Below are 25943 nucleotides of genomic sequence, written 5' to 3' on the forward strand. Positions count from 1 at the left end.
TCCCGTCAGGGCGTCGATCACGCCCAGGCCGAAGGTCTCAAGCGGCGACACTCACGCCTCCTTGCTGAAAGCCGGGGGAGCTTCCCACCGCCAGGCGGGCCAGCATGGCATCGCTGAGCATCGCCTCCGGTGGGCCCATGCCGACCAGGCGGCGGTTGATCAGCAGCACGTTGTCGGCATGGCAGCGGGCGCTGGGCAGGTCGTGGGTGACCATGATGATGGTGCGCCCGGCGTTGCGCTCGCGCTCGAGCGTGGCCAGGATCAGCGCCTCGCTGGGTGGGTCGACGCCGGCTAGGGGCTCGTCGAGCAGCAGGATCCGCGCCTGCTGGGCCAAGGCGCGGGCCAGCAGCACGCGCTTCTTCTGGCCGCCGGAGAGCTCGCCGATGGGGCGCGCGGCCAGGTCGGCCATGTCGACCGCGTCGAGCGCGGCCTCCGCCGCCTGGTAGTGGCGGGCGCTGGCCCAGCGCTGCGGCAGCAGGCGCTGCCATAGCGGGTCATGCCGCATCAGGCCGTAGCGGCCGGTCAGCACGGTGTCGCGAACCGAAATGGGGAAGTCCCACTCCATGCGCTCCTGCTGGGCCATATACGCGATGTTGCCGGCGCGGCGCTGCGAAGGTGCGCTTTGGCCCAGCACCTCGAGCTCGCCGCGCAGCGGTGCAAGGCTGCCGATCACCAGGTTGAGCAGACTCGATTTGCCCGCGCCGTTGGGGCCGATGATGGCGGTCCACTGGCGCTGGGGCAGCGTCAGGGTCAGGTTCTCCAGCACGGGCTGCTGGTGGTAGGCCGCATAGAGCTGCCGAGCTTGCAGGGCCGGCGTGGCGTCATCCATTGTCGCCTCCCAGGTGGTCGATCAACAGTTGCACGTTATGGCGCAGCAGGTCGGCGTAGCTGGCGGCGGCACCGCCCGGCTCGCTGAGGGAGTCGACGTAGAGCGGGCCGGCAATGGCCACCTCGGTCTCGGTGGCCACGCTGCGCACGTGGCGGTCGGAAATGGTGCTTTCCCAGAAGATGGCGGCCGGCTGGCGGGCCCTGATCGTGTCGACGATGCGCATGATCTGCCGCGGCGAACCCTCCTCCTCGGCGTTGGTGCCCCAGATGCCGTCGTGCTCGAAGCCGAAGGCGTCGGCGAAGTAGACGAAGGCCGCTTCGCTGGTGATCAGCAGGCGCTGCGATTCGGGGAGTACCGCGAGGGCTTCGGTCAGCTCTTCATGCAGGGCCAGCAGCGTTTCGCTGAGCGCTTCGGCGCGTGCCTGGTAGCCCTCGGCGGCGTCGGGCCTTGCCTCGGCAAGCGTGTCGGCGATCACGCCCACGTATGCCGCCGCGGCGCGTGGGTCCATCCACATGTGCGGGTCGACCTCGCCGGCGTATTCGCCGGTGGCGATCGGCTGGGTGACGAAGCCGCTCTGCTCGGCGAGCGCCACCACCGGCACGTCCTCACCCACGGTGGCGTTGACCTGGCCGATCCACTGCTCCAGGCCGTAGCCGTTGTAGAACACCACCTCGGCCTCTTCGAGGGCGAAGAAGTTGCTGGGGATCAGCTCCCATTCGTGCACTTCCGCCCCCACCGGAGTCAGCACCTCCACCTGGGCATCGTCGCCGGCGACTTCCCGCACCAGGTCGCCGAGCACCGAAAAGGTCACCGCTACCTTGAGCGGAGGGGCTTCGGCCTGGCTCAGGGTGGACCAGGTCACGGCAAGGACACCCAGCAGCAATCCTTTTGGCACCGGCATCGATGACTCCTTGGCAAACGGTATGACGCGCCGAACGTTCTCAGCGAGTTAGCTTCATGGCTAATAGTTTAGCCAAGGTTAAGTTGTTGCGTAGTAGGAAATGTCTATCGGGAGGGCGGTTGCTGCGCTATGACGAGATTGGCTATATTGGCTCGATGACCGATACCCCAGACAACGCAGGCACTTATCGCCTCTGCAAGGCGGATGCCCTGCCGCCCAGCGACCAGCACGCACAGCAGTACGCTGCCGTGCGCAATGCCCATGAAACCGAATTGCTCGAGGATTACGTGGAGCTGATCGCCGACCTGCTGCAGCACCAGGGGGAGGCGCGCTCGACCGACATCGCCGTGCGCATGGGGGTTAGCCAGGCCACGGTGTCGAAGACGGTGGCGCGGCTCAAGAGTCTGGGATTGGTTTCCAGCAAGCCCTACCGTTCGCTGTTTCTGACCGAGAAGGGCGAGGCGATGGCGGCCATGTCGCATCAGCGTCATGCCATCGTTTTGCAGTTCCTGCGCGACCTCGGTGTCAGCGACCGAACCGCACGCATCGACGCCGAGGGCATGGAGCACCATGTCAGCCAGGAGACTCTCGACATCATGCAGCGCTTCTCACGCGAGCGGGAGCGCCACGGTACCTGAGCCGGCAGGCGTCCTGCCGCTACCTATTCCTATTGCACCCGTCACCTCGTGCCTTTACCCCGTCATCTCGACACCGCAAAGGCCCGCGCCGCCGCCTCCGGGTCCGGCTGGCCGCAGATCGCCGACACCACGGCCGGGCCCTGAGCGCCGGCTGCCCTCACCTGGCCGGCATGTTCCGCCTTGAGCCCACCGATAGCCACCGCCGGCAGCGGACTGGCCGCCACCAGCGCGGCTAGGCCCGCGAAGCCCAGTGGAGCGGCGTGATCGCGCTTGGTCGAGGTGGCGAACACCGGGCCGAGGCCGAGGTAGTCGAGCGCAGACGGGTCGAGGTGGGAAAGCTGCTCGTGATTCTGTACGGAAAGGCCAAGGATGGCACTTTCACCCAGTGCGTCCCGAGCGGCGGCCAGGTTGCCGTCGCCCTGGCCGAGATGCAGGCCGTCGGCGCCGCTCTCCACCGCTACCGCCAGGCGGTCGTTGATGATCAGCGGCACGCCGCTGCCGTCCAGCGCCGCCTTGAGCCGCCGGGCCTGCTCGATCAGCTCGCCGTCGGAGGCGTGCTTGTCACGCAGCTGAACGATGGTGACACCGCCGCGCACCGCGGCTACCACCGTCTCGACGAGACCCTGCCGGGCGCATAGCTGGGGGTCGGTGACCAGATAGAGAGAGAGATCGAGGGGCATGGCATCACCGGGGTAGGTTGGCAGTGCCTCATGTTACCTTGCCGCCGTGACGGCGTCAGGGGGCGGGGCCGGCGGCGCCCAGGAAGCGCTCCTGCCAGTAGGCGATATCCAGTGGTACGCTGGTCACCTTGCGGCCGCTGCCGGGGGCGTGAATCATCTGCCCATTGCCGCGATAGATACCCACATGGGTGGCCTTGCGCCGGTCGCCGAAGAACAGCAGGTCGCCGGGCTGGGCGCGGCTGACGGCCGGCAGGGCGCGGAACTGCTCGTCGGCGGTGCGCGGCACCGGGATGCCCGCCGAGCGGTAGGCCATTTCCACCAGCCCCGAGCAGTCGAGCCCCTCCGGCGTGTTGCCGCCGAAACGGTAGGGGGTGCCCAGTGCGCCCTGCGCGGCCGACAGGATCAGCGCCCGCTCGATGGAAAGGCCGTCGCCCCCGGGGCGTGGATCATGGGTGGCCAGTTCGCGCCCGGCGCAGCCGGCCAACAGGGCCAGCATCATGACCATCACAACACCCTTCAGTACACCGCTCACCCCATCCTTTACCGCCAGTCGCGGCATTCGGCTCAGGGGTCGCCAGCAGGTCTCTCGCATCGCCCTCTGCTCCACAGGAGTACAGAAGACTAATGTAGCCTGAAGCGGCGGCGCTTCGCCATCAGTTGAAGGCGATTCGGGTGCCGTGGGTGAGCATCTCGTCGGGGGTCATGGCCCGGCCCGGAACCCCTATCATCTCATCGCCACACTGGTCAGCCCAGGTCAGGATGCCGTGGGTCAGACCGCACTCGCGCAGCAGGTCGCGAAGCTGGCCGGTGCCCCGGAACGTCAGGGTGTGGCCCTCGGCATCGGCCAGTGCGGTCACGCCACTGGCGTGGTGAAGGCGCACCGTATAGATGCCGTCCTGGGACTCGACTTCCACGATGGGCGTCAAGCCATGGGCGACGGCCCTGGCGAGCTGGTGATGGGTGATGCGGCTGCCCAGGGCGGGTTCTGAGGTAAACATGGGGGAACTCTCCATCTTGTCTTTGTACAAGAAAAGTAGAGTATTCAGTGGCCGTGTCCAGCGATTTCCCCCCCGGTTTCCATGAATAATTTTACAGATGGGAAGGCTAATGTAGAACTTTTTGGGCATGGCCAGAACGCTTCCCTGCTGGAAAAAACGCAGGGAGCTCGCCATCATCGAAGCCTCACAGGACGACACGAGGAGGCAGGCATGAGCTTTAACGGAGAGCAGCATCCAGGCGTGCAGGCGCCCACCGCGGATTCACAGGGTTTTCGCCTCAACCACACCATGCTGCGGGTGAAGGACCCGGAGCGGGCGCTGGCCTTCTATACCCGCGTGTTCGGCATGCAGGTGCTGCGCCGCCTCGACTTCGAAGAGCTGGGCTTCTCGCTCTACTTCCTGGCCAAGCTGGAGGAGGGCGAGGCGGCACCCGAGAACCCGGGCGAGCGCACGGTGTGGACCTTCCGCCAGCAGGGGCTGCTCGAGCTGACCCACAATTGGGGCACCGAGAGCGAGGAGGACTTCGCCTACCACGATGGCAACGCCCAGCCTCAGGGCTTCGGCCATATCTGCTTCTCGGTGCCGGATCTCGATGCCGCCGAGGCGTGGTTCGATGCCAATGAGGTGGAATTCATCAAGCGCTCGGACCAGGGCAAGATGAAAGATGTGGTGTTCGTCAAGGATGCGGACGGCTACTGGATCGAGGTAGTCCAGGCCGACCGCCTGGCCCAGTTGGGCGACTGACCGCCCCCTGTGGGAGAAGGCCTGGCTCTTTGCCGGTGCTTTGTGAAGCAGCTGGGCGGCCTCGTACTCGTCAATAGCCGGTCATTTCCAGATAGCCGATGCCCAGATGGTCGCCGCTCTCGGCGTCGCGGGCGATCACCTCGCCCTCCCAGTAGGCCACGCTGGTGTCCATCCAGCGCTCGGCGTGGGGCGCCTCGACGATCATATCCAGCCCGGCGCGGGGAATCTCCAGGCGCCAGCGGGTCGGCACCTCGCGCCCGGCCGCGGGCCGGGTGGCCAGCGGCGTCATGCCGATCTCGTCCGGGGCCAGCGCGGTGGGCTCGCCCTCGGGGTCGATCCAGGTGCCGGAGCGGTAGTCGCCGCCGTCGGCGCCGCCCCCGCGCAGCTGGAAGGCCATCAGCTTGTGGCCACTCGCCAGGTGCAGCGAGAACCAGTCCCAGCCCTGCTGCTCGGGGCCCAGCAGCTGGCTGCTCCACTCGCGGTCGAGCCAGCCGCGCCCGCTCACGGCGCGGCTTTCGCCGTCGACAGTAACCTCGCCTGCCACGCGCCAGAACGGCTGGCTGTAGTACATCGAGCCCTGGCCGTCGGCGGATTTCTGGCTGAAGCCCGCCACGCCGTGGAGCACCAGCGGCCCCTCGGCGACGAGGGTCAGGTCGTAGCCGAAGCCGCCGTGGGCGTCGTCCTGGTGGGCCGTCAGCTGTAGCTCGGCGAAGGTGTCGCCCGGCGCGTCTGAGGTATCGACGCGAGTGGCCAGCTGCCAGTGGTCGATCCAGGCGCGGAAGGGCTCGGCCACCGCGCCCGCCTGGCCGTCGTCCTGCCCGGAATGGCTGCGGGCGAAGCGCTCCGCCACGCGGTGGGTGTCGCCGCGGGAGACCGCCATGTGCGCCATCCACAGCTGGTCGGCGGCCCAGGGAGCGGGTTCGGGGCGTTCGTCCGGAGGAGTGAGCGCCTGGCGGAACAGGGTCCACTGCAGGCCCAGCGGCTCGCCGCGTTCGTCCTCGAGGTTGGCGGTGAGGTACCACCACTCGATGCGGTAGTCCGGGTGGGCGGCGTGGTCCTCGGGGAAACTCAGGCGGATGCTCTCGTAGGCCTGGGCGAAGTCGCCGGCCTCCTGACCCAGCCCGGCGAAGCCGGCGGTCTTGCCGGGCGGCGCTTCCTCGCTGCAGCCCGCCAGCCAGAGCGCCGCCAGCAGCGCGGCCAAGATGGCGATACGCCTCATGCGGCCTCCTCCGCCAGCAGGGCGCGGGGCGGCGCGCGCCACAGCTTCGTTGCCGGCAGCGCGGCGGCAGCCAGCGCCACGCCTACCGCCGTGGCCAGCGTGAGGGCCATCTCACCGGGGAAGACATGCAACGGCAGGCGCCAGCCGAAGGCCGCCACGTTGATCACCGCCACCAGCCCCAGCGCCAGCAGCGTGCCCAGCGGCAGCGCCAGGGCGCCGACCACGAAGGCCGCGCCGCCGAGCTGGGCTAGTTGCACCGTCACCAGCCGCTGGCGCGGTACCCCCAGCGCCCACAGCGGCGCTAGCTGAAGGCGGCGCTCCCGGGCCTGGGCCAGCAGGCTCGCCAGCAGCGCCAGGGCGGCCACTGCCAGGGTCAGCGTGGAGAGTGCCCGGGTGATGGTGAAGGTGCGCTCGAAGATGCCGGTGGCGATACGCTTCACCTCGCGCTGATCCACCAGCTCGTCGCCGCCGATGGCGAAGTGCCGGCGCAAGCCAGCTCTCAGCGCGGCCCCGTCGCCGCCCGGCGCCAGCACGATGCCGATGGAGCCCGGCGGGGCGGCGAAGCGGCTGGCGAGCTCCGGCGTGGCCAGCAGCACTTCGCCGCGGGTGTTGCCGTAGTCGGGGTAGACGGCGGCGACCGGCAGAACCGCTTCCCCGCCCGGCGCCGTCAGGCCGATGCGGTCGCCCGGAGCGAGCCCCTCGGCGATGGCGAGCTGCTCGTTGACGAAGGCCGCCTCACCCGCGGCGAAGGCCTGCCAGGCGTCGTCGCGGCCGGCCCGGGTCGCCAGCAGCGGCCAGCTCGGCAACAGCGCCGCACCGGGGGTGATGCCGTAGAGGCCTACCGGCAGGGCCAGTTCGCGCGTGTCAGCGTCGTGCTCCACGGTAACCAAGGTGCCTTCGCTGCGGCGGGTGGGCAGCAGCTCGGCGACCTCGCTGTGCTCGGCCAGCCAGGCGTGGATGTCGTCGTGCTGCTCGGCGGGCGGGCGCAGGTAGAAGTCCGCCACCAGGCGCTGGTCGAGCCAGTCGAGAAAGGTCAGGCGAAAGCCGCCGACCATGCTGCTCACGCCCAGGTTGGCGGAGAGCGCGATCAGCAGCGCCATCATCGCCAGCGCCAGTCGCGGCAGCTGCAGCTGCAGGTCGGCCAGGGCCCATTGGGCCAGGGGGCGGCGCTGCAGCAGTCGACCGAGCCCGGCCAGCAGCAGGGCGATCAGCGGCGGCAGCCATAGGGCGCTGGCCAGCAGCAGCGCGGCGACCAGGCCGAAGCCGGCCAGCAGTCCCTCGCCCGGCGGCTGCCAGGCGAGCCACAGCCATAGGGCCAGACCGCCCAGGGCCACGGCGCCGCCCGCCGCGCTCATCAGCTTGAGCTGACGCTGAAAGCCGCTGCGCCAGGCCTGGGCCTGGCCCAGCCCCAGTACGCTCAAGCGGGCCGCCCGCCACAGCACGCCGCTGCCGGCCAGCAGCAGCCCGCCCAGCGTCACGGTGAGCCCGCCGAGCCAGTAGTGCCAGGGCAGGTTGAGCGTGACCGCCACCTCGGCGCCGTAGAGGCTACCCAGGGTGGCCGCCACGTCGGGCTGCAGCACCCGGGCCAGCCACACGCCGCTGACGATGCCGGCCAGGGCACCGACGACACCCAGCAGCAATAGCTCCAGGGCGAGCAGCCCGACCAGCCCGCGCCCCGACACCCCCAGGGCGCGTAGCGTACGCAAGAGCCCCAGGCGCTGCTCCAGGGCCAAGCCCAGCGCCGCCTGTACGATGAACAGCCCCACGACCAGCGCCAGCAGCGCCATGGCGGTGAGGTTGAGATGGAAGCTCTCGGTGAGCTGGCCGGGCGATACCAGCGTGGCCGCCCGGGTCAGCACCAGCCCTGCCGGCGCCTGTTCGAGCGCCTCGGGGGCGGTGACCAGGCGGGTGATGCGCTCGCCGCTGCCCAGCAGCGCTGCGGCAGCGGCGATGTCCATCACCAGGGTGTCGGGGGGCAGCCTGGGGGCCAGGATCAGCGGCGGCAGCCGAGCCTCAGCCAGGCGCGGCTCGGCGCCGGGGGCCTCGCGGTGGCTCACGCCCAGGGCCGGCAGGGTATCCGGGGCGACACGGGTCTGCCACGGTGGCGTGAGGAAATCGGTGAGTTCACCGGCGCTGCCCGCCGCGGCGAAGGCGTTGTCGCCGGGCAGGGTGAAGGGCTCGATGCCGATCACCGTCAGTCGGGTGCCGTCGGGGGCTTCGATGCTGCCTTCCAGCAGCGGCGAGACGGGCAGGCCGGCGCGGCGCAGGCGCAGGTAGTCGTCACGGGTCAGCGGCTCGCCGTCGCGGCGCTCCAGGCGGTCGAGCCCGGTGGTGAACAGCGCCTCGGCGCGGGCGTAGCTGTCGCGGGCCGAGGCGTTGATCGCCTGCACGCCGCTCCACAGGGCGCTGGCCACCCACAGCCCCAGCAGCAGCATGGCGAGCTGGCCTGGGTGGCGCTTGTAGTGGGAGAGCAGGGTGGCGAAGGCGGTCAGCATGCAAGTGCCCTTTTCCTTCCAGACACGTGCATGTAACGCGGCCGGCCCCGCAATGGAGTGAAAACTAATATCACAGGCTTTATCATCCGGGTTCATCCATGGCCAGCCCACGCCCCGCCTATTCTATCGAGCGCTTCTACCAGGACCATCATGACGGGTCGCAGGGCTGGCTGCATCCTCGCGCTGGCCTCTAGTCTGATGGTCGATAAAATGGGTTGGGCTGAACCTTGAGACTGCTGCGCTACGTCTACTCCCGACTCTCCGAAGACCTGATGCTGCTGGCGCTGGTGCTGGCGTTCCTGGCCTTGATTGCCATGATGCCGGAGAAGTGGCGCCTGCTGCCCCAACTGGTCGAATGGCCTACCATCGCCATCCTGGCTGGCCTGATGGTGCTGAGTCGCGGGCTTGAAGAGAGCGGCGCACTGGCGCAGGCAGGGCGTTGGCTGCTGGTAAACATGCACAGCGAACGCCGGCTGGCCCTGGCCATGGTGCTCTTCGCCGCGCTGCTGTCCGCCGTGATTACCAACGACGTGGCGCTCTTCATCGTCGTGCCGTTGACCGTCAGCCTCGGCAACATGGCGCGGCTGCCTATCGGTCGCCTGATCATCTTCGAAGCGCTGGCGGTAAACGCCGGCTCGGCGGTCAGCCCCATCGGCAATCCGCAGAATCTCTTCCTGTGGCAGCTGTCGGGCGACAGCTTCATTACCTTTCTCGTGGCCATGCTGCCCATCGCCGGCTGGATGCTCGGGGTCCTGCTGCTGCTGACCGCCGTCGCCTTTCCCGGCCGTCGAGTGGACGTGAACCTGGACATGACGCGCACCCCCGTTCACTCCCGGCTGTTTCGCGTCTCGCTGCTGTGCTACCCGCTGTTCCTGTTGCTGGTGGAGTTCGGGCTGACGCTGTTGGCGCTTGCCGGGGTGCTGGTACTGTTCCTGCTTTGCTGGCGGCGGGTGCTGCTGGGAGTGGACTGGCTGATCCTGGCCATCTTCATCCTGATGTTCATCGACCTGGGCCTGCTCGCCCAGTTGCCCTTCATGACGAAGGTGGCCGATGGCCTGATCGCTCTGCCCGGCGGCGAGGTCACCGGGGCGGCGCTGCTCTCGCAGCTGATCTCCAACGTGCCGGCGGCCATCTTCCTGGCTCCCTTCTCCGAGCAGTGGTACTGGCTGGCCTGGGGCGTCAACGTCGGCGGCTTCGGTCTTGCCGTCGGCTCGCTTGCCAATCTGATCGCCCTGCGACTCAGCCGCCAGCGGGGGCTCTGGGTGGCCTTCCATGCCTGGTCGATACCGATGCTGCTGGTCAGCCTGTTGGGAGCTTTCTTGCTGCTAGCCGTGCTCGGTTGAGAAGTCCGTCAGCCCAGCCGCCCGTGGGTGAGACGCAGGCAGCGGTCGAGCGGTGCCGCCACCTGGGCGCTGTGGGTCACCATCAGCAGGGCGCTGCCGGCCTCGCGTACCAGTTCCAGCAGCAGGGCCAGCACCTCGCCGGCGGTAGTCTCGTCGAGGTTGCCGGTGGGCTCGTCGGCCAGCAGCAGGGCGGGGCGGGGCGCCAGCGCCCGGCCGATGGCCAGGCGCTGCTGCTGGCCGCCGGATAGCTGTTCAGGGTAGCGCCGTTCCAGGCCGGCAAGGCCCAGTCGCTGCAACAAGTGCGCCGACCACTCGGTATTGTCGCACCCGGCCAGCCGCGCCTGCAGGCGCAGGTTGTCGAGTACGTTCAGGCTCGGCACCAGATGGAACTGCTGGAACACCAGGCCCAGGGTGTCGCGGCGCAGGCGCGCGCGAGCCGGCTCGTCCAGCGCGGAGATCGAACGTCCGGCAAGCAGCACCTCGCCGCTGTCCGGCAGATCGAGACCCGCTGCCAGGTGCAGCAGGGTTGACTTGCCGCTGCCGGACTCGCCCATCAGTGCCAGACTCTCGCCGCCGCGCAGTTCGAGGTCGACGCCCTCCAGCACCGCAAGCGGCCCCTGGGGCGTGGCGTAGGTCTTGTGAACCTGGCGAAATTCGAGCATGGCGGCTCCCGTCGACGTTGCGGCGATGATGCCAGGGTTGCAGAGTATCCCACCAAGGCAGCGAGTAACTTACCATGAGCGCGCGGCGCGATGTCGCCAGGCTAAGCCGGAGGGAGGCGAGAGTGACCGTCACGGTGTCCATGCATTTCGTCAACGAGCTGTTTCGCGGCGTGCCCGAGAGCGAGGCGGCCCGCGAGGGCTATCTCGCCCGCGCGGGGATATCGCCGTTCCTGCTCGCGGCGCCGCATGGGCGGGTGACGGTGGAGCAGTTCGCCACGCTCTACCGGCTGCTGGTCAACGCCTGCGACGACGAGACGCCGGGCTTCTTCGCCCGACCGCTGCGCGGCGGCACCCTCAAGCTGCTGTGCCTGAGCGTGCTGGAGGCGCCGACGCTGAAGGTGGCGCTGCACCGCTATACGCTGTTCTTTCGCATCGTGCTGGACGACCTGGGCTACGAGTACGGCATCGAAGAGGGGCTGGCGCGGGTGGCGCTGGTGGAGCATCGGCCCCCGGCGGGCAGCCGTATCCTGGTGCACGAGCTGATGCTCAAGCTGTTCCACGGCATCAGTTCCTGGATGATTGCGCGCAAGATCCCGCCGGTGATGATGGAGTGCGCCTATGCCCAGCCGGCCCACAGCGCCGACTATCTCTACCTCTACCCCGGCAAGGTGCTGTTCGACCGCCCGGTGACCGCCATGTACTTCGATGCCGCCCTGCTCGAACAGCCGATCCGCCAGACCAAGAAGCACCTGGGTGCCTTCCTGCGCCGGGCGCCGGCCGACTGGTTCTACGTCTCCTTCGAGGACCGCGTGGTGTCGCATCGGGTGCGGGAGCACCTGGCGCGTCATCTGGCCACCTCGGGCTCGGTGCATGACGTGGCCCGGGCGCTGCACATGTCGGTACGCACCCTGTCGCGGCGGCTGGCCGCCGAGGGCACTCACTTCCAGGCGGTGAAGGACGAGTTCCGGCGCGACTTCGCCATCCAGGCGCTGACCCGCTCCGAGCGGCCGCTGCTAGCGATTGCCGACGAGCTGGGCTTTCGCGACATGGCCTGCTTCAGCCGCGCCTTCAAGGCGTGGACGGGCAACTCGCCCGCCGCCTATCGGCGGGCCAGCGCCTCTCTGCTTCGGCCCGGCTGACGGCCTCGGCGCTCAGGCGGGTTCGACCTTGGCCTGGTCGCGCGCCAGCTCCTCGCGCCTTGTCCAGCGGCGATAGAACAGGGTGGCGATGGTGGAATTGATGACGATGAACAGTGAATACATCACCGGCATCAGCAGGATCAGCTGCTGGGTCTCGTCGGCGAAGGTCATGATCACGATCAGCGCCGCCAGCGGGCCGTTCTGAATGCCGGTTTCCAGCGACACCGTCCTGGCCTTCTGCGGATTGAGCCGCAGCGCGCGCGAGAACAGGTAGCCGAAGGCGAAGCCGATGACGCCGATCAGGATCACCGCGGCATAGACCTCCCAGCCGGTCTCGACCAGCAGCCGCCAGTTCCGCGGTGCCCAGGTGAGCACCAGGAAGAGAATGACGATGGCGCCGAGGATGCCGCCCATCAGTTCGATGACGGCGCCGACGTTGGCGTTCCGGCGCCGCAGCCACATGCCGATGAGGGTGGGAATCAGCAGCACGAAGAGCAGCCGGGCGATCTGGTCCGGCGGGATGCGGAAGGCGTCGTCGATGCCCTGGGTATAGAACTCCATCAGCAGCGGCACCATGACGAAGCCGGCCAGGGTGGAGCAGATGGTCATCATGATGCTCAGGCTGAGCAGGCTTTTCGAGAAGTAGGCAAAGATGTTGGAGGTGGTGCCGCCGGGCATGCAGCCCACCAGCACCAGGCCCACCGTCTGCTCCGGGGTCAGGTTCAGCAGGCGCGACAGGCTGAAGGCGATCAGCGGCATCAGCAGGTACTGCGAGGTGAAACCCACCCCCACGGCCTGCGGGTGGCGCAGGGCCAGGCGGAAATCCTTGAAGGTCAGCGACGACCCCATGCCGAACATGATGATCACCATCATGATGGACAATAAACTCTCTTCCAAAGGGCTCAGCATGGTTGTGCTCCCGCCTTGTGGTTGGTCAATCGATGAACGACCCGCGAGGGTCAGCTGCCGGTCACCCTGGCGCGCACTTCCTTGCGCAGCACCTTGCCCACCGGCGTCTTGGGCAGCTCTTGCCAGAACACCACCTTCCTTGGCACCTTGTAGCCGGCCAGCTCCTGCTTGCAGTGGGCGATGACCTCCTTCTCGCTGATGCCTTCTTCGCGCAGCACTACGTAGGCATGTACGGCCTCGCCGCTTTGGCTGTCGGCCACGCCGATCACCGCCGACTCCTGCACCTGCGGGATGCGGGCGATGCACTCCTCGACCTCGTTGGGGTACACGTTGAAGCCGCTGACCAGGATCATGTCCTTCTTGCGGTCGACGATGCGGAAGTGGCCGTCTTCGCTCATCACGCCGATATCACCGGTGTAGAACCAACTCTCCTTGATCGCCTCGGCGGTCTCCTCTGGCCGGTTCCAGTAGCCCTTCATCACCTGCGGCCCGCGCACGATGATCTCCCCCGGCTCGCCGACGGCCACCGGCTCGCCCTGCTCGTCGACCAGGCGCACGTCGGTTTCCGGCGCCGGAATGCCGATGCAGTCGGGGCGCTCCTGGCCAATGGGGTTGAAGCAGACCACCGGCGAGGTTTCGGTCAGGCCATAGCCTTCCACGATGGGGCTGCCCACGGTGGCTCGCCAGCGCTCGGCCACCGACCTGTGCAGCGCGGTGCCGCCGGCCAGCGCCACCTTCATGGAAGGGGGCGGATAGACGGTGAACCACTCTTCGTTGAGCAGGGCGTTGTAGAGGGTGTTGACGCCTGAAATCCAGGAAATAGGGTAGTTGTCGAAGGCGCGCTGGCAGTTCTGGATCGGCCGTGGGCTGGGCACCAGCACGTTGTGCGCGCCCTTGTGGTAGAAGGCCAGCAGGTTCACGGTGAAGGCGAAGATGTGATAGATCGGCAGCGCGGTCAGGATGCACTCCTTGCCCGGCTCGATATGGCCGCCGGCCACCGCGTCGACCTGCTCCAGGTTGCTGATCAGGTTGCCGTGGGTCAGCTCGGCGCCCTTGCTCACCCCGGTGGTGCCTCCGGTGTACTGCAGCAGGGCGGTATCCGCGCGGGTCAGATGCTGCCAATACTCACGAACATCGATGCCGGCGGCTTTCGCTTCGCGCCCCCTGGCCAGCGCCTGGTCGATGCCATCGACCTTCAGTCGGCAGCGTGGAATCATCCGGTTCCAGTACTTGAGCACCAGTTGCAGGATCCCCCTTACCATCGGGGGAAACCACTGGGCCAGCGAGGTCACCACCACCTGCTTGATCTCCGTTTGACCGATGATCGCCTCCAGCTTGTCGACGTAAAGGTCGGCGATGACCAGCGCCTGCGCCCCGCTGTCGTTGAACTGGTGCGCCATCTCCCGCTGGGTGTAGAGCGGGTTGACGTTGACCAGGATGCAGCCGGCCTTGAGGATGCCGAAGGCCACCACCGGCACCGTCAGGCAGTTGGGCATCTGCACAGCCACCCGGGTACCGGGCGCGAGCTTGAGGCACTCGCGCAGATAGATGGCGAAGGCGTCCGACATTTCCTCGACCTCGGCATAGCTCAGGCGGCCGTTCATGCCGTTGGGCATGCAGGTGGTGAAGGCAGTTTGCTGACGGTAACGCTCGCCCGCGGCCTGGAGCAGGGAGGGCAGGCTGGCGTGGTGAGTAGGCAGGCTGGCGCCGGTTGCATGTGCTGCGGAAAGGGCGGCGGAGTAATGGCGCATCCAGGGTTTGTTATCGTAATTATCGGCAATGGACATGGTGGGCCTCGGGTGAAGGGCCTGGCCGCGCACGGCCGGGGTTCCCTCCCGGCGCCTTGGCGCGGACGTTTTCCCTCACCATAACCAACTCTAGCGTTGAAACAGCGGCGCCTGGGTTGCGGTGGGCTGCCTCGCGCACTGGCGCCGCTGCCCGGCTCACACTTCCTGGCGAATGCGCTTCTTGTCGAGCTTGCCCACGCTGGTCTTGGGGATCTCGTCGACGCAGCGTACGAAGGAGGGAATCGCCCAGCGGTTGATGCGGCCTTCGTCGACGAAGCGTTCGAGGAAGGCCTTTATCTCCTCGGCCTGCGGCGGGTGGTTGAGGTCGCTGGACACCACCAGCGCCGCCGGGCGCTCGCCCCACTTGTCGTCGGCCACGCCGATCACCGCCACCTCCGCGACGCCGGGGAACTGGCCGATCAGGTTCTCCAGCTCCAGTGAGGAGATCCATTCCCCCCCGGTCTTGATCACGTCCTTGATGCGGTCGCGGATCTGCAAAAAGCCGCGCGCGTCGATCACCGCCACGTCGCCGGTGTGCAGCCAGCCGTCGCGCCACAGCTCCTCGCTGCGGGCCTCCTCCTTGTAGTAGCCCTGGGTGAGCCAGGGTGCACGCACGCGTACCTCACCCACGCTTTCGCCGTCGTGGGGCAGCGGGTTGCCGCTTTCGTCGACCACCTCCAGATGTACCAGCGGTACCGCGACACCCGCCTTGCAGCGCCACGGCAGCTGGGTGGCGAAGTCGGCCTCGTTGATGTCCCGCGGCAGGATGTCGGCGGTGAGCAGCGGGCAGGTCTCGGACATGCCGTAGGCGCTGCGGGTGTCGATGCCCAGCGCCCAGGCCTTCTGCGCCAGCGGCTGGGTCAGGGCGCTGCCGCCCACCAGCACCTTCCAGCCGGAGAGGTCGACCTTGCCCGACGCAATCGCCTCGGCGCCGACCACCATGTTGAGCAGGGTCGGCACGCAGTGGGAGAAGTCGACCTTCTCGCCCACCAGCAGCTTGACCAGCATCTCCGGCTCGTAGCGCCCGGGGTAGACCTGGGTGGCCCCCATCAATGTGGCGGTGTAGGGCACGCCCCACGCATGCACGTGGAACATCGGCGTGATCGGCATGTACACCTTGTCGCGGTTGAGCAGCTCGAAGCCCGGCGTCTGGAAGGCGTTGGCCTCGCCCAGGGTGTGCAGGACCAGCTGGCGGTGGGTGAAGAACACGCCCTTGGGGTTGCCGGTGGTGCCGGTGGTGTAGAACAGCGTGGCCACCGCGTTCTCGTCGAAGGTGGGGAAGTCGTAGCGGCTGGGCTGCCCGGACAGCAGCGCCTCGTATTCGCCGACCAGGGGCAGCGAGCTCTGCACCTCGGCAGGGGCGTCTTGGCACAGCAGGTAGCCGCGGATGCGCGGCAGGCGCGTTGCCAAGGGCTCGAGCAACGGCACGAAGTCCTCGTGCACCAGCACGAAGTCGTCCTCGGCGTGCTCCATGGTGTAGTGGATCTGCTCCGGCGACAGCCGCACGTTCACCGTATGCAGCACCGCGCCGAGCATGGGGATGGCGAAGAACGCCTCCAGGTAGCGGTGGCTGTCCCAGTCGAGCACCGCCACCACGTTGCCGGCCTTGACGCCCTGGGCCGTGAGCGCATGGGCGAGCTGGTGCACCCGCTCGCGGAAGCGGCGGTAGTCGTGGCGGCTCAGGTCGCGGTAGACGATCTGGTTGTCGCCCGCCATGCGCACGCCCGAGTCGAGCAGCTCGCCGATCAGCAGCGGCGGATTGGTGGCGGAGGGCGTGGCGGGCAGGATCTTCGGCGTGACGTGGTTCATGGGCGGTTCCTTGTATTTGTTTTCACTCTGCGGCAGGTCGTGCCTCGATCAGGCGCAGCGTTCGATGAGCAGCGCGATGCCCTGGCCGCCGCCGATGCACAGCGTGATCAGCCCGTAGCGACCGCCGGTACGCTCCAGTTCGGCCAGCGCCTTGATGGTCAGAATGGCGCCGGTGGCGCCGACCGGGTGCCCCAGCCCCACGGCACCGCCGTTGGGGTTGAGCCGCTCGGCGGGGAAGTCGAGTTCCTGCGCCACCGCCATGGCCTGGGCGGCGAAGGCCTCGTTGGATTCGATCACGTCGATATCGGCAATGCTGAGCCCTGCCTCGTCGAGGCAGCGGCGCACGGCGGGAATCGGCCCCAGGCCCATCACGCTCGGCTCGACCCCCGCAGTGCTGCCGCAGATCAGCCTGGCACGGGGCGTCAGCCCGCGGCGGGCGGCCTCGTCGGCATGGGCCAGCACCAGGCTGGCGGCGCCGTCGTTGATGCCTGAGGCGTTGCCGGCGGTGACCACCCCCTCCTTGGCGAAGGCGGGCTTGAGCCGGGCGAGATCTTCAAGCGTGACGCCGTCGCGCACGTGCTCGTCGCGCGCGAACTGGCGCTCGTTCTTACCCTCGCGCACCGTGACCGGCACGATCTGCCCGTCGAAGCGGCCCTCGGCGATGGCGCGAGCGGCCTTCTGGTGGCTCTCCAGGGCGAAGCGGTCGATGGCCTCGCGCTCGAGCCCGCAGCGCTTAGCGATGTTCTCGGCGGTGACGCCCATGTGGCCGCTGCCGAAGGGGTCGCTGAGGATACCGAGCGTCAGGTCGGTGACGCTGGCGTGGCCCATGCGCAGGCCGTTGCGCGCCTGGGGCGGCAGCAGGTAGGCGCCGCGGCTCATCGACTCGGCGCCGCCGGCCAACGCCAGGCGGCTGTCGCCGAGCACGATCTGCTGCGCCGCCGAGAGGATCGCCTGCACGCCGGAGCCGCACAGGCGGTTGACGTTGAACGCCGCTGCGCCCTCGGGCACGCCGGCCTCCAGGGCAATGTGGCGGGCCAGGTAGGCGTCCTGCGGGCCGGTGGTAATGATATGGCCGTAGACGGCGTGGTCGATATCGCCGGCCTCGACGCCGGCACGGGCCAGCGCCTCGCGGGCGGTAACGGTGCCCAGTTCATGGGGGGCGAGCCCGGCCAGACTGCCGCCGAAGCTGCCGATGGCGGTGCGCGCGCTGCCGAGAATGACGACGGAATCGAGCCGCATGGTGTTCTCCTCTCTTCCTGAATTAGCTTCTTGAATTGCCGTAAGCAAGCGATCAGGCGGCGTCGCTCTTGCCGAGCAGCGAGCGGGCGATCACTTCCTTCATGATTTCCGAGGTGCCGGCGTAGAGGGTCTGCACGCGGGCATCCAGGTAGAAACGTGAAATCGGGTATTCGCGGGTATAACCATAGCCGCCGAACAGCTGCAGGCAGGCGTCGATGGTGCGGCACTGCATCTCGCTGAGCTGCAGCTTCAAGATGGCGGCGTCGGTGGGGCTCATCTCGCCCTGGCGGTGCTTCGTTACGCACTGCTCGAAGTAGGCGCGGCCCATGTCGATCTGGGCGCGCACCTCGGCCAGGGCGAAGCGGGTGTTCTGAAAGTCGCCCACGGCGCGGCCGAAGGCGCGGCGCTCGCGCACGTAGTCGAGGGTCAGCGCCAGCGCCCCCTCCATGGCGCCCAGCGCCTGGGCCGCCACGCCGAGGCGCTCGCGGGGCAGCTCCTGCATCAGGTAGGCGAAGCCGGCCCCTTCCTCGCCAAGCAGGGCCTCTTCGGGCAGGCGCAGGTCGTCGAAGAACAGCTCGGCGGTGTCGCTGGCGTGCTGGCCGATCTTCTTGATCGGCTGGCCGCGGGAGAAGCCGGCAAGCGTGGTGTCGACCAGGAACAGCGACACGCCGCGGGCACCGGCGGCAGGGTCGGTCTTGGCGCAGACGATCACCAGGTCGGCCACCTGGCCGTTGGTGATGAAGATCTTGCTGCCGTCGAGCCGCCAGCCGTCGTCGGTACGGCTGGCACGGGTCTTCATCGCCGCCAGGTCGCTGCCTGCGCCGGGCTCGGTCATGGCGATGGCGCCGATCACCTCGCCGCTGGCCATGGCCGGCAGCCAGCGTTCGCGCTGGGCCGGCGTGGCGATATGCAGCAGGTAGGGCATGACGATGTTGGCGTGAATGTTGTAGGCGCTGGCCAGGCCGCCGAAGCCCTGGCGCGATATCTCCTCCAGCGCCAGCTGAACGATGGCGAAGTCGGCGGCGCTGCCGCCCAGCGCCTCGGGCAGGTCGATGCCCAGCAGGCCGGCCTCGCCGAGCTTGTGCCACAGCGAGCGCGGCATCTCGCCGGCGGCCTCCCACGCCTCGTAGTGGGGCGCCACTTCCTGTTCGAGGAAGCGGCGGATGGTGTCGTGGAACAGCGGCGTCAGGTCGTCTTGCGGTGCGGTCATGGGTCAGCCCAGCTCCTTGCGCAGGTGGCGCTTGAGAATCTTGCCGGCGGTGCTCTTGGGCAGGGCGTCGGCGAACAGGATGCGCTTGGGCACCTTGTAGGGCGCCATGTGGGCCTTGGCGTGGGCGATCAGCGCCTCTTCACTCACTTCGGCTCCTTCCTTGGTGACCACCACGGCGGTGATCGCCTCGATCCACTTCGCGTCGGGCAGGCCGATCACGGCGACCTCGGAGACGGCAGGGTGCTTGAACAGGCCCTCCTCTACCTCGCGGCTGGCCACCACCACGCCGCCGGTGTTGATCACGTCCTTGATGCGATCGACCACGTAGAGATAGCCCGCCTCGTCGAAGTAGCCCACGTCGCCGGAGTGGAACCAGCCGCCGGCGAAGGCTTCCTCGCTCATCTCGGGCTTGTCCCAGTAGCCGGTCAGCAGCTGCGGCGAGCGGTGCACGATCTCGCCGTGCTCGCCCGGCGGCACGTCGTTCATCTCCAGGTCGACCACGCGGGTCTCCACGGTGAGGATGGGGCGGCCCGCGGATGCCGGGCGCTCGGCGTGCTCCTCGGGGCGCAGTACGGTGGCCAGCGGAGCGATCTCGCTCTGGCCGTAACAGTTGTAGAGCCCCACGCCGGGCAGGCGCTGCTGCAGTTCCTCCAATACCGGCACCGGCATGATCGAGGCGCCGTAGTAGGCCTTCTTCAGCGTGGAGAGGTCGAAGGTGTCGAAGTCGGGGTGGCGCAGCAGGCTGATCCACACCGTGGGCGGGGCGAAGAACGACGCGATGCCTTCGCCGGCGATCTGCGTCAGGCAGTCGTCGGGCAGCGGCGCCATGCGCAGGTGCACCGGAGCACCCAGCAACAAGCCCGGCATCAGGAAGACATGCATCTGCGCCGAGTGGTAGAGCGGCAGGGCGGCCAGCATCGGCTCATCGCCCTTGATGTCGAGCTCCACCATGCAGGCCATGTACTCGGCGAGCAGCGCCTGGTGGGTCATCATCGCCGCCTTGGGGGCCGCCGTGGTGCCCGAGGTGTAGAGCAGTTGAGCCAGGCTGGCGCTGTCGACCTCCACCTCCGGCTCCCCGGCATCGCCGCTCTCCTGATCGAGGGCGGCGTGCAGCACGTCGAAGTTCGCCGGGCTTTCGGCATGCAGGGTGCCGGAAAGTGCCAGGCTGAGCCCTTCACTGGCCTTGGCTACGTTGTCGGCCAGGCTCAGATCGCTGAGCAGGCCGCGAGCGCCGGACTGCTCGAGGATGTAGCGCAGCTCGTCGGCGCTCAGCGCGAAGTTGATCGGCACGTGCACCAGGCCGGCGCGGGTGGCTGCCAGCCAGGCGATCACGTAGGCATCGGAGTTCTTGCCGTAGGCGGCCAGGCGGTCGCCCGGGGCCAGGCCCAATGCCAGCAGGCGGTTGGCGACCCGGTTCGCCGCCCGGTTCAGCTCGGCGTAACTCCAGCGCCGGCCCTCGAAGACCAGCGCCAGCTTGTCGCCGTGCTTGCGCGCGCTGCGGCTGAGCGCGGCGCCGATGGTGTTCTGCTGGATTCTGTGCGAGTGGCTCATGGCGTTCCTCTTGTCATTGTATGGGCTGCGAAAGGGCGGCGTGAGCGATCAGGCGCCGTTGACCAAGTGGCACTGGCTCTCCGACAGCGGGCGGAAGGCCTCTTCGGCGGGAATGGTGCGCACCACGCGGAACAGGTCGTTCGCGTTTTCGGACTCTTCCGGGCTCTTCACCTCGACCAGGTACATGTCATGCACCATACGCCCGTCCTCGCGGATGTAGCCGTTGGTGGCGAAGATATCGTTGATCGGCGTCTCGGCCATCTGCCGGCGCACGGCCTGGGCTTCGTCGGTGCCGATGGCATCAACGGCTTGCAGGTAGTGCAGGGTGCTGGAGTAGAGCCCGGCATGGACCATGGTCGGCATGCTGCCGGTACGCTCGCGGAAGCGCTCGGCCCAGGCGCGTGTCTCGTCGTTGAGGTCGTAATACCAGGCTTTGGTGAACTGCAGCCCCTGGGCCGCCTCCAGGCCGATGCTGCGCACGTCGGTGCTGAACAGCACCATGCCGGCCAGCACCTGGCCCGCCTGGGTGATGCCGAATTCGCCCGCCGTGGTGATGGCGTTGATGGTGTCGGAGCCGGCGTTGTTAAGGGCGATCACGTCGGCGCCCGATGCCTGCGCCTGCAGCAGGAACGACGAGAAGTCGTTGCTGGGGAAGGGATGGCGCGCCTTGCCCACAATGGTGCCGCCGTTCTCGACCACCACGCGCTCGACGTCGCTCTCCAGAGCGTGGCCGAAGGAGTAGTCGGCGCTCAGCAGGTACCAGTTCTTGTGGCCCTCCTGGGTGATCGCCTTGGCGGTGCCGTTGGACATGGCCCAGGTGTCGTAGACCCAGTGGATATGGTTGGGCGAACAGCTCTCGTTGGTCACGCCCGAGGAGACGGCGCCGTTGACCAGCCCCAGGCGGTTCTCCTCTTCCAGCAGCCGCACGGCCGCCAGCGTCACGGAAGAGGCCACCAGGCCGGTGACCATGTCGATATTGCGCTCGTCGATCCAGCCGCGAACGATGCTCGAGCCTACGTCGGGGCTGTTGCGGTCGTCGGCGCTGAATACCACGACATTGGCCCCCGCCGCGCGGCCGCCCATGTCGTCGATGGCCATCTGGATGGCATCCAGTCCCATGGGGCCGATGGGGTCGCGATAGGGGCCCGACATGTCGGCCAGGTAGCCGATGCGGATCTCGTTGTCGGTAATCTCGGCCTGCACGGCCTGGCCGGTAAGCATGATGGAGGCGGCGAGCGCACCTAGGGTAAAGCGGCGTGTCATTGTCATCGTATGGCCTTGGCTTGTTGTTGTGATGTAGCGGCGACCCCTGTTCAGCGGCTGTGGATAAGCCTGTGAACAAGCCGGAGAACCGCTGTGCATACGCTGTGGGCGCCGAAGAACTTCGCTCGGCTGCCCTTGGAGTGCTCGTTCATGGTAGGAGGAAAGCGGCCTGGCAGGTTTACGCATCGCGCCACTCTTTTTGCAATTCGTGCCATCCCGATGCTGAATTTCTCCGCCTAGACTTTCGTCCAATACGCCGACCTACAAGGCGATAGCGTTCGCCTTTGATTTATTGGTGAAAAATCAGCGGTATACGAATCAATTGGGCAGTGGGCTCAACGGCGGTAAGGAAGGGGGTGGGCAAATCGTGCCACGTTTCGTGGTGTCGCCTGGTGGTGGCGGCGAAGTTGCGCGCAGCAAAAAGGGGCGCCAGGGCGCCCCTTTCCAGCCGGCATGGTCTCGCCTCAATGGCGATGCCCGTGGCCATGGTCATGGCTATGGTCGTCATGCCCGTGGTCGTCATGCCCATGGTCGTCATGCCCATGGTCGTCATGGTCATGGTCGTCATGACCCGGCTCGGCCAGCGCATCGTGCAGCACCTGGGCGTTGTGGCGCATCATGCCAAGGTAGGTGCTGGCTTCGCCTTCCGCGGACAGCGCATCGGCGTAGAGCGTGCCGGCAATGGGCAGGCCGGTTTCCTCGGCGAGCTGGTTGATCACCGCCGGGCTGGTCATGTTCTCGTGGAACAGGGCGCGCACGTTCTGCTCGCGAATCACGTCGATCAGGCGTGCCATGTCGGCGGCGCTGGGGTCGGCCTCGGTGGAGAGGCCGACCGGCGAGAGGAAGCGCAGGCCGTAGGCGTTGGCGAAGTAGCCGAAGGAGTCGTGCCCGGTGATCACGCTGGTGGAGGCGGGAATTTCGCCCAGCAGCTCGCGGATCTCGCGGTCGGTGGCTTCCAGCTCATTGATGTAGCGCTCGGCATTCTCGCGATAGGCGGCTTCGTTGTCCGGATCCGCTTCGATCAGTCCTTCCAGGATATTACCGACGTAGACCTTGCCCATGGCCAGGTCCTGCCAGGCATGGGGATCGTAGTCGCCATGATCGTGGTCGTGGTCGTCATGGCCGTAGTCGTCGTGGTCGTCATGGCCATGATCGTGATCGTTGTGGTCATGGTCGTGGTCGTCATGGCCATGATCGTGATCGTTGTGGTCATGGCCGTGGTCGTCATGGCCATGATCGTGATCGTGATCGTGATCGTGATCGTGATCGTGATCGTGATCGTGATCGTGATCGTGATCGTGATCGTGGTCGTCGTGGTCGTGGTCGTGGCCGTGGCCGTGGTCGTGGTCGTCATGATCATGGTCGTCATGGTCATGGCCGTGATCATGGTCATCGTGGCCGTGCGCGTGGCCATGGTCATGGCCGTGGTAGTCCAACCGGTCGATGCCGTCGGTGGTGGTCACCAAGGGGCCGCGATAGTCACTGGAGTCGATCAGCCGCTCCATCCAGCCTTCGAACAGCAGGCCGTTGAACACCACCAGGTCGGCGTCGGCCAGGGCACGTGCGTCGCGGGGGGTGGGCGAGAACACATGGGCATCGCTGTCGGGGCCGACCAGCGAGGTGACCTCGACATGCTCGCCGCCGACGTTCTGCACCATGTCGGCCAGGATGCTGAAGCTGGTGACGACCTGGATGCGTTCGGCAGCAATGGCGGCGGGCAGGGCCAGCATGGCGGAAGTGCCGATGATCAGTGCGGGGGTCAGGTGTCGCATGGGGGCTCCTTGATTGGGTGGTTTTCCGTTTGCTCAATGGGGCTCGGGCGCTCCGAGCGGCACGGCGCGCCGTTGCAGCCTCGCCATCAGGCTGTGGTGGCGGCCGAACAGCGCCGACAGCATGTAGCCCACCCCCGCCAACAGGATGATGGCCGGGCCGGAGGGGATACTGAGGTGATACGACAGCAGCAGGCCTCCCAGGCTGGCCAACATGCCCAGCACCACGGCAATGCCGATCAGGCCTTCCAGGCGCTTGCTCCAGAACCGTGCGGTGGTGGCCGGTAGCATCATCAGGCCCACCGCCATCAGCGTGCCCAGGGTCTGAAAACCGGCGGTGAGGTTGAGCACCACCAGGCCGAGAAAGATGCCGTGTACCAGCCCGCCCTGCATGCCCTGGCCGCGCAGGAACAGCGGGTCGAGGCACTCCACCACCAGGGCGCGGAAGATCAGCGCCAGGGTGATCACGATCACGCTGCTGATGGCGGCGATCAGCAGCAGCGCGGTGGTGTTCACCGCCAGGATCGAGCCGAACAGTACATGGGTGAGGTCGACGCTGCTGCCGCCCAGCGAGACCAGCATGACCCCGGCCGCCAGCGAGATCAGGAAGAAGCTGGCCATGGCCGAGTCTTCGCGGTGGCCGGTCATCTGCGACACACTGCCCGCCAGCATCGCTACCAGCAGCCCTGATAGCACGCCGCCCAGGCTCATGGCCGGCAGCGAGAAGCCGGCCAGCAGGAAGCCCAGCGCCACGCCGGGCAGGATGGCGTGGGCCATGGCGTCGCCGATCAGGCTCATGCCACGCAGCATCAGGAACACGCCCATTGGCGGTGCCGCCAGCGACAGGGCCAGGCCGGCCACCGCCGCGCGGCGCATGAAACCGTAGTCGAAGGGCGCGATCAGCCATTCATGCAGCAGATCTAGCATGCCCCCACCCCCGGCAAGCCCAGGGCAAGGCGCGCCGATTCCGCGGCAGTCGGCCGGCTGTGCAGCACCGCCTGAGCCGTGGTCCATTGCGCGTGGCCGTGGCTCAACACCACCACCTCTTCGGCCAGGCGTGCAAGCTGCTCCATATCGTGCAGCACCACGATGATGGTGGTACCGGCAGCAGCCATTTCACGCAGCACGTTCATCAGCACCTCGACGGTTTCGATATCCACGTTGGCGAACGGCTCATCGAGCAGCAGCAGTTCCGCTTCCTGCATCAGGGTGCGGCCGATCAGCGCACGCTGGCGCTGGCCGCCGGAGAGCTCGCCCAGCGGGCGGTGTGCCAGGTGCGAAATGCCCAGCCGTGCCATCACTTCGCGCCCGCGCCGATAGTGGCGGGCACAGTAGCCCTTCAGCGCGCCGTGGCTCGGCCAGCTGCCGGTCATCACCAGCTCTTCCACGCTCATGGGGAAGGTGAGGTCAAGTGCCAGCTGCTGCGGCAGCCAGGCGCGGCGCTCCTTGGGCACCGAGCAAAGCACCCGACCCGCCACCGGGCGCAGCATGCCCATAATGCCCTGGATCAAGGTGCTCTTGCCGGCGCCGTTGGCGCCCACCAGGGCGGTGATGGCGCCATCGCGGAAACGCCCGCTAACATGTTCGAGCACGGTGCGGTTGGCCTGGGCGAGCTGCAGATCTTCGAGCACCAGGCGGGAAACGATGGGTATCGGCATCAGCCCCACCATCCTGCCGCCCAGGAAACGGCTAGCCAGAGCATGCCCAGCGGTATGGCCGCGAGCAGCAAGCGGCGCTTGGCGGAAAGCGACATCAAGGAAAAGTGGCAGGGCCCCTCGGGCCGATGCCGGTGCGTGCGGTGTGCCATCGGTTGGCCCTCGCAAAACCAATTAAGATATAACATAACAAATTGACCGAATGAATGGGAGTCTCACGGCCTGCAAGAACTCCCTTACGGCATTCCTCGGGCGGCACAGTATGCGGATTACAGCGCAAAAGGAAACCGCCTTTGGCAATTTACCACCCTGCCGCCCCTGCGCCGGGATGGCGCGTGGCCAACTCAATACCGCAGCGCCACCCCCAGCTGATTGGGCGCTACCAGCAGCGCGTACTCGCCTTCCAGATGTACATCCCCCAGCGAGAGCCGGGCCGGCTGGAAGCGGTTGATCGCCACCGTGGCTTGGCGCGGCTGGGTCTGCAGCTGCAGCTCGCTGACCAGCATGCCCGTGGCGAAATGGATCGCCCCGTCGCGGCCGCGGCCGTCGCCTACGCCGATCAGCAAGCCCGAGGCGGTGTTCACTGCCAGCGACCCTAGCCGCGCCTGCAGGCTGCGGCGCTGGCGCTCTTCCTCGGCCACCGCATGTAGCAGCCGGCGGGCGCTTTCGATATTGCCATCACCCGTGCGCAGCTCGCGGTAGGCCGCCGGGTGCGGCTGGCGGTCCATCAGCGTTCCGGCCAGGGCCAGCGCCGACTTCACTGCGCCTACCCGGGCATCGTAGCGGGTGTCACGGTTATCCGACTCACTGGCCTGGTAGACGTTCACGGCCAGCGTCGTGGCATACACCCCTGCCCAGCCGTACTGCCATGCGTTGGCATGGCGCTCGCCACGGGCCAGCGCGTCTTCATAGGCCTGGTACTCCGCAGAGGGGGGCTGGGCCAGCGCCGGAACGGCCAGGGCAAGGCCCAGCAACAGTGCGGCAAGAATGGCAACCGGACGAATCCTCGACATGGCGATCTCCAAGGCAGGGGGGAGGGCAGGGGCACAGCACCAAAGGGCTCGTCAAGGAGAGTAGCACCGACGGTGACCGGCCGATAACGA

The 25943-nt window shown here is 67.5% G+C and carries 23 protein-coding genes; 4 read left to right on the plus strand and 19 right to left on the minus strand.

What is annotated here, in order from left to right; genetic code table 11:
- Positions 1-37 precede the first annotated feature (37 nt).
- Together ACT7B3_RS01235 and ACT7B3_RS01240 are read right to left on the minus strand one after the other, a co-directional pair.
- Positions 38-829, minus strand: a complete 792-nt coding sequence (locus ACT7B3_RS01235; protein ID WP_445156600.1) for a metal ABC transporter ATP-binding protein — start codon at positions 827-829, stop codon at positions 38-40.
- Positions 822-1730: a metal ABC transporter solute-binding protein, Zn/Mn family gene (locus tag ACT7B3_RS01240; RefSeq protein ID WP_444678672.1), complete on the minus strand. Its 909-nt coding sequence runs from the start codon at positions 1728-1730 to the stop codon at positions 822-824. The genes ACT7B3_RS01235 and ACT7B3_RS01240 overlap by 8 nt, the downstream gene beginning before the upstream one ends.
- A gap of 155 nt (positions 1731-1885) precedes the next feature.
- Here ACT7B3_RS01240 and mntR point away from each other — a divergent pair, with 155 nt between their 5' ends.
- Entirely contained in the window at positions 1886-2368 is a 483-nt protein-coding gene (gene mntR, locus ACT7B3_RS01245; protein ID WP_445158823.1) for a manganese-binding transcriptional regulator MntR, read from the plus strand.
- 62 nt (positions 2369-2430) lie between these two features.
- On the opposite strand, the gene thiE is transcribed toward mntR, so the two are convergent.
- From thiE to ACT7B3_RS01260, 3 genes are all read right to left on the minus strand, one after another.
- Positions 2431-3048 carry a thiamine phosphate synthase gene (gene thiE, locus ACT7B3_RS01250; RefSeq protein WP_445156601.1) on the minus strand — a complete coding sequence of 206 codons (618 nt, stop codon included), beginning with the start codon at positions 3046-3048 and terminating at the stop codon, positions 2431-2433.
- 55 nt (positions 3049-3103) lie between these two features.
- Positions 3104-3553 carry a C40 family peptidase gene (locus ACT7B3_RS01255; RefSeq protein WP_445158824.1) on the minus strand — a complete coding sequence of 150 codons (450 nt, stop codon included), beginning with the start codon at positions 3551-3553 and terminating at the stop codon, positions 3104-3106.
- A gap of 148 nt (positions 3554-3701) precedes the next feature.
- A complete protein-coding gene (locus ACT7B3_RS01260; protein WP_444678670.1) occupies positions 3702-4046 on the minus strand; it encodes a DUF6482 family protein in 345 nt (114 codons plus the stop codon).
- A 210-nt stretch (positions 4047-4256) separates the two neighbouring features.
- On the opposite strand from ACT7B3_RS01260, the gene gloA reads away from it, so the two are divergent.
- Positions 4257-4790 (plus strand): lactoylglutathione lyase, encoded by a 534-nt coding sequence (gloA, locus tag ACT7B3_RS01265; protein WP_444678669.1) that lies wholly within the window; start codon positions 4257-4259, stop codon positions 4788-4790.
- 70 nt (positions 4791-4860) lie between these two features.
- On the opposite strand, the gene ACT7B3_RS01270 is transcribed toward gloA, so the two are convergent.
- Positions 4861-6009 (minus strand): lipocalin-like domain-containing protein, encoded by a 1149-nt coding sequence (locus tag ACT7B3_RS01270; protein ID WP_445156602.1) that lies wholly within the window; start codon positions 6007-6009, stop codon positions 4861-4863.
- Positions 6006-8504, minus strand: a complete 2499-nt coding sequence (locus ACT7B3_RS01275) for an FtsX-like permease family protein (protein ID WP_445156603.1) — start codon at positions 8502-8504, stop codon at positions 6006-6008. Before ACT7B3_RS01275 ends, ACT7B3_RS01270 begins: the two co-directional genes overlap by 4 nt.
- Before the next feature lie 227 nt (positions 8505-8731).
- Between ACT7B3_RS01275 and ACT7B3_RS01280 the strand changes: the two genes are divergently transcribed.
- A complete protein-coding gene (locus tag ACT7B3_RS01280; protein ID WP_445156604.1) occupies positions 8732-9847 on the plus strand; it encodes an SLC13 family permease in 1116 nt (371 codons plus the stop codon).
- A gap of 8 nt (positions 9848-9855) precedes the next feature.
- On the opposite strand, the gene ACT7B3_RS01285 is transcribed toward ACT7B3_RS01280, so the two are convergent.
- On the minus strand, positions 9856-10509 hold the full coding sequence (locus ACT7B3_RS01285; RefSeq protein ID WP_445156605.1) for an ABC transporter ATP-binding protein: 654 nt from the start codon (positions 10507-10509) through the stop codon (positions 9856-9858).
- A gap of 122 nt (positions 10510-10631) precedes the next feature.
- On the opposite strand from ACT7B3_RS01285, the gene ACT7B3_RS01290 reads away from it, so the two are divergent.
- Positions 10632-11648 (plus strand): AraC family transcriptional regulator, encoded by a 1017-nt coding sequence (locus ACT7B3_RS01290; RefSeq protein WP_444678663.1) that lies wholly within the window; start codon positions 10632-10634, stop codon positions 11646-11648.
- 12 nt (positions 11649-11660) lie between these two features.
- On the opposite strand, the gene ACT7B3_RS01295 is transcribed toward ACT7B3_RS01290, so the two are convergent.
- From ACT7B3_RS01295 to ACT7B3_RS01345, 11 genes are all read right to left on the minus strand, one after another.
- Positions 11661-12557 carry a bile acid:sodium symporter family protein gene (locus ACT7B3_RS01295; RefSeq protein WP_445156606.1) on the minus strand — a complete coding sequence of 299 codons (897 nt, stop codon included), beginning with the start codon at positions 12555-12557 and terminating at the stop codon, positions 11661-11663.
- 50 nt (positions 12558-12607) lie between these two features.
- On the minus strand, positions 12608-14344 hold the full coding sequence (locus ACT7B3_RS01300; protein WP_445156607.1) for an AMP-binding protein: 1737 nt from the start codon (positions 14342-14344) through the stop codon (positions 12608-12610).
- 156 nt (positions 14345-14500) lie between these two features.
- Complete coding sequence (locus ACT7B3_RS01305) at positions 14501-16153, minus strand: fatty acid--CoA ligase (protein WP_445156608.1); 1653 nt, start codon at positions 16151-16153, stop codon at positions 14501-14503.
- A 48-nt stretch (positions 16154-16201) separates the two neighbouring features.
- Positions 16202-17392 carry a beta-ketothiolase BktB gene (bktB, locus tag ACT7B3_RS01310; protein WP_445156609.1) on the minus strand — a complete coding sequence of 397 codons (1191 nt, stop codon included), beginning with the start codon at positions 17390-17392 and terminating at the stop codon, positions 16202-16204.
- A gap of 52 nt (positions 17393-17444) precedes the next feature.
- On the minus strand, positions 17445-18602 hold the full coding sequence (locus ACT7B3_RS01315) for an acyl-CoA dehydrogenase family protein (protein ID WP_445156610.1): 1158 nt from the start codon (positions 18600-18602) through the stop codon (positions 17445-17447).
- 3 nt (positions 18603-18605) lie between these two features.
- Complete coding sequence (locus ACT7B3_RS01320) at positions 18606-20153, minus strand: acyl-CoA synthetase (RefSeq protein WP_445156611.1); 1548 nt, start codon at positions 20151-20153, stop codon at positions 18606-18608.
- A gap of 48 nt (positions 20154-20201) precedes the next feature.
- A complete protein-coding gene (locus ACT7B3_RS01325) occupies positions 20202-21422 on the minus strand; it encodes an ABC transporter substrate-binding protein (protein WP_444678657.1) in 1221 nt (406 codons plus the stop codon).
- A 458-nt stretch (positions 21423-21880) separates the two neighbouring features.
- A complete protein-coding gene (locus ACT7B3_RS01330; RefSeq protein ID WP_445156612.1) occupies positions 21881-23188 on the minus strand; it encodes a metal ABC transporter solute-binding protein, Zn/Mn family in 1308 nt (435 codons plus the stop codon).
- A 33-nt stretch (positions 23189-23221) separates the two neighbouring features.
- Complete coding sequence (locus tag ACT7B3_RS01335; protein ID WP_445156613.1) at positions 23222-24112, minus strand: metal ABC transporter permease; 891 nt, start codon at positions 24110-24112, stop codon at positions 23222-23224.
- The gene (locus ACT7B3_RS01340) at positions 24106-24843 is read right to left on the minus strand and encodes a metal ABC transporter ATP-binding protein (RefSeq protein WP_444678656.1); all 738 of its coding nucleotides are present in this window, start codon (positions 24841-24843) and stop codon (positions 24106-24108) included. Before ACT7B3_RS01340 ends, ACT7B3_RS01335 begins: the two co-directional genes overlap by 7 nt.
- Before the next feature lie 341 nt (positions 24844-25184).
- The gene (locus ACT7B3_RS01345) at positions 25185-25853 is read right to left on the minus strand and encodes a hypothetical protein (protein WP_445156614.1); all 669 of its coding nucleotides are present in this window, start codon (positions 25851-25853) and stop codon (positions 25185-25187) included.
- Positions 25854-25943: the final 90 nt, after the last annotated feature.

Source organism: Halomonas sp. E14 (assembly GCF_052568415.1).